The 3135-nt window shown below is 67.3% G+C and carries 4 protein-coding genes; 2 read left to right on the top strand and 2 right to left on the bottom strand.

All coding sequences use genetic code 11. The features are described 5' to 3' along the window. The coding region (locus V6M39_RS03905) for an alpha-hydroxy acid oxidase (protein WP_332642367.1) at positions 1–874 on the top strand (874 nt) is incomplete at its 5' end. 10 nt (positions 875–884) lie between these two features. Here the strand turns inward: V6M39_RS03905 and V6M39_RS03900 are convergent. Beyond that, the gene (locus V6M39_RS03900; RefSeq protein ID WP_332642366.1) at positions 885–1943 is read right to left on the bottom strand and encodes an NAD(P)-binding domain-containing protein; all 1059 of its coding nucleotides are present in this window, start codon (positions 1941–1943) and stop codon (positions 885–887) included. Between the two features lie 55 nt (positions 1944–1998). Next, positions 1999–2811 carry an alpha/beta fold hydrolase gene (locus tag V6M39_RS03895; RefSeq protein ID WP_332642365.1) on the bottom strand — a complete coding sequence of 271 codons (813 nt, stop codon included), beginning with the start codon at positions 2809–2811 and terminating at the stop codon, positions 1999–2001. A gap of 132 nt (positions 2812–2943) precedes the next feature. Between V6M39_RS03895 and V6M39_RS03890 the strand changes: the two genes are divergently transcribed. Further along, the coding region (locus tag V6M39_RS03890; protein WP_332642363.1) for a CoA transferase at positions 2944–3135 on the top strand (192 nt) is incomplete at its 3' end.

The raw sequence follows: 3135 nt of genomic DNA, 5'->3' as shown, positions 1-3135 counted from the left end.
CACCTCGGTCACTCTGCTCGGCCGCACCCGGCCGCACCCGGTCCTGGTCGCGCCGATGGCGTACCAGCGTGGGGCGCACGCCGATGCGGAGCTCGGGACGGCGCGCGCCGCTGCGGACGCGGATGCGGTCTTCGTCCTCTCGTCGCAAACCACGACTGATCCGGCCGAGGTCGCTGCGGTGATGGGCGGTGCTGACCGGTGGTTGCAGCTCTACGTCTTCAAGGATCGCGGCATCTCCGACGACCTCGTGCGCGCTGCGCGGGATGGCGGCTACGAGGCGCTCGTCATCACGGTCGACTTCCCCTACGGAGGGTGGCGCGAGCGTGACCAGCGCTCGGGCTACGCCGTCGAGCACCCGACCTACGTCAACCTCGCGAGTGGTCCGATGACACCGGCCGAGCGCCACGCGATGCACGATCCCAACCTCACCTGGGACGACATCGCCTCGTTCGGTGAGGCGAGCGGGCTTCCGATCATCCTGAAGGGGATCCTGCGACCGGACGACGCCACCCGAGCCGTGGAGGCGGGAGTCGCCGGGATCGTCGTCTCCAACCACGGTGGCCGCCAGCTCGACACTGTGTTATCCGGTGCAGATGCCCTCGGCCCGATCGTCGATGCGGTGGCCGGCCGGGTGGACGTACTGGTCGACGGAGGCATCCGGCGCGGCTGGGATGTCGCCAAGGCGCTCACGCTTGGCGCCGACGCCATCCTGGTCGGCCGACCCGTCCTCTGGGGACTGGCCTGCGAGGGACAGGACGGTGCTCGGCAGGTGATCGACCAGCTTGTCTCCGAGCTCGAGAGCAGCCTTGGCCTGCTGGGATGTCCGCGAGCCGCTGACCTCGACCGGTCGTACGTGACTGCACGCCCGTTCTGACCGGATCAGGTCAGGCGCGTTGCTCGACCATTTCTGAGCTGGACAGCCACTTCGCAACGCCCCGGGCGGCGACGCGACCGGCGCGGTTGGCGCCGATCGTGCTGGCCGATGGCCCGTAGCCGACCAGCTGGACGCGCGGATCTGCGACAGCGGTTGTGCCGTCGAGCTGTATGCCGCCGCGAGAGCTGCGGAGTCGAAGCGGAGCCAGGTGGTCGATCGCCGGCCTGAAGCCGGTCGCCCACAGGATCACATCGACGTGCTCGAACGACCCATCAGCCCACCGCACGCCGTCAGGCTCGATCCGGGCGAACATCGGCAGGCGGGCGTACGCACCGAGCCGCTCGGCCTCGCGCTCCTGCTCGCGCAGCATCAGGCCAGTGACGCTGACGACGCTTCGTGGCGGAAGTCCCTGGCGTACGCGCTCCTCGACCTTGACCACCACCTCTCGACCGATCTCGGCGTTGAACTCGCCGGTACGCCACACGGGCTCGCGTCGGGTCACCCAGAGTGTGTCGGTCAGCGGCCGGATGGCCCCGAGGAACTGCACCGCGGACGCCCCTCCACCGACGACGAGCACCCGTTTGCCGCGGAAGTGTTCGGGTCCGGGGTAGTCGACCGTGTGCAGCTGCTCGCCGATGAAGGTCTCCGCACCCGGGTAGTAGGGGATGAACGGGCGACTCCACGTGCCAGTGGCATTGATGAGCGTGCGTGCCGTCCACTCGCGATCAGCGGCTTCCACCTGGAGGAGCCCATCGACATCGCGCACGGCGCGTACGCCCACGGGACGGATCACCGGGAGATCGAACTCGCCTTCATACGAAGAGAAGTAGCCGGGGACGAACTCGTTGGCGCGCTCCTCGTCCGCGGCTTCGGGAATCGGCTGGCCCGGCAGGTCGGCGACTCGATGGACGTCGTGCATCGTCAGGGCATCCCAGCGGTGCTGCCAGGCACCGCCTGGCCGCGAGTCGGCGTCGAGCACGACGTGCTCGATTCCACGCTTCGTGAGGTGGAACGACGACGACAGCCCTGCCTGACCAGCGCCGATCACCACCGAGTCGAGTATCTCCACGCGGAGTTCAACGCAGATCTCGCGCGGCGTATGCCCGTCTGTGCAGGCGTACCTGTCAGGCTGCGCGTTCGGACTCGGAGGCGACGGCCGAGTCAACGGTGTTCTTGATGACGCGGACGATCAGCTCCGGGTCGTCGATCATCGGCACGTGACCGCAGTGCGGGAGAGCGACATGTTGAGCATCGGGCATGCGCTCCTGCGCGATCGCCGATGAGCTGTACGGGAGGATCAGGTCGCGTGTTCCCCATGCGATGGTCGTTGGCACGGGAACCTGGAGCTTGAAGGAGTAGCGAGCGCCAGACAGGATCGTCCGCTCGAAGCCAGTGGCGCGCTTGAGTGAGAGGGCGTCTCCGTACACCTCGTCAGCGGTGAACCGCTCGGGGTGGGTGTAGAGCGTGCTGCCGGCGAGCTTGCGCCCCCAGGCTTGCTGAGAAACGAACTTCAGGACGCGGTCGGGGAGCTTGCTGCTGATGCGGAGCAGGATCAGCAGTACGAAGGTCTGAACGCGGTTGACCACGCCAAAGAAGCCGGCGGGGCTGAGTGCGGTGACGGAGCTGACCGCGCCGCGGGCGCCGAGCTCGAGGGCGAGCGCACCGCCGAGAGAGTTGCCAACGACGTGGGGCTTCTCGACGCCCCAGGCGGCGAAGTTGTCGGTGAGGTTGTCGACTGCGTTGGGCATGTTGTAGCCCACGCCTTCGGAGTACGCCGCGGACTCACCGAACCCGGCGAGGTCAACAGCGATCACGTCGTAGGACTCCGCGAGCTGCTCGAACACGGGGTCCCACGCCTGACGGCGATGACCGATGCCGTGGATGAGGACGAGTGGTTCGCCGGAACCCTTGCGGGTGTAGGCCAGTTCGGAGTACATGTGCTGCCTTTCGGGGCGGACCAAAGAACGTGACACTCATGATGACACATACACGTACCAACGGTATGTGACCTACGCCCCATCTGAGCGGGACACTTGAAACCGTGACAGTACTACTGTCACAATCACGCAGTGACCACAACAGAACGCACCGGCCCACTCGCTGGCGTCCGTGTCGTCGAGCTCGTCGGCATCGGGCCCGGCCCGTTTGCCGGAATGCTGCTCGCCGATCTCGGCGCCGACGTCATCCGCGTCGATCGTCCCGGCGGCAACGCCATGCAGGTTTCGCAGCCCGAGAAGGACATCCTCAGTCGCGGTCGGCCG

It is taken from the genome of Aeromicrobium sp. (genome assembly GCF_036675695.1).
Classification (GTDB): domain Bacteria; phylum Actinomycetota; class Actinomycetes; order Propionibacteriales; family Nocardioidaceae; genus Aeromicrobium.
The sequence above is the reverse complement of the archived record's forward strand: the minus strand, read 5'-3'. Positions and strand labels throughout refer to the sequence as shown.

Coding starts and splice junctions, on each gene's coding strand:
- V6M39_RS03895 (WP_332642365.1), bottom strand. CDS start 2,811: ATGTACTCCGAACTGGCCTACACCCGCAAGGGTTCCGGCGAACCACTC.